Source organism: Aromatoleum toluvorans (assembly GCF_012910905.1).
Taxonomy (GTDB): Bacteria; Pseudomonadota; Gammaproteobacteria; order Burkholderiales; family Rhodocyclaceae; genus Aromatoleum; species Aromatoleum toluvorans.
Map to the genome: position 1 here is coordinate 1 of NZ_WTVN01000089.1, position 501 is coordinate 501.

The 501-nt window shown below is 66.3% G+C and carries 1 protein-coding gene; it reads left to right on the plus strand.

Going from position 1 to position 501, the window contains the following annotated elements:
* Window positions 1–501, plus strand: a 501-nt coding sequence (locus GPA22_RS22420) for a tetratricopeptide repeat protein (protein ID WP_169258285.1), incomplete at both ends; no start/stop codon positions are given.

The following is a 501-nucleotide window of genomic DNA, read 5'->3' on the forward strand; positions in this document are numbered from 1 at the left end:
ACAGCGTCGCCCAGATTCAATCGCTCGTGAATCAGGGGCAGCATGCGCAGGCGCTCGCGATGGCCGACCGCGTCCTCGCGAGCAACGCCAAGGAACCGCAGGCGCGCTTCCTCAAGGGCATTGCCCTCACGGAACTCAACCGCCAGGACGAGGCGGTCGCGGTCTTCCAGAAGCTGACCGAAGATTTCCCCGAACTGCCCGAGCCGTACAACAACCTCGCGGTCCTGTACGCACAGCAGCGCCATTACGACAAGGCGCGCGCCGCGCTGGAAATGGCCATCCGCACGCATCCGAGCTACGCGACCGCACACGAGAACCTCGGCGACGTCTATGCCCGTCTCGCGAGCCAGGCCTACGACAAGGCGCTGCAGCTCGATTCGGCGAACACGGGAGCGCAATCCAAGCTCGCCCTGATCCGTGAAATGATGTCTTCGGGCTCGCGGACCCGCACTGCGGCGCAACAAGCCGGCCAGACCCGCCCTGCGGCAGCCCCGGCGCTGA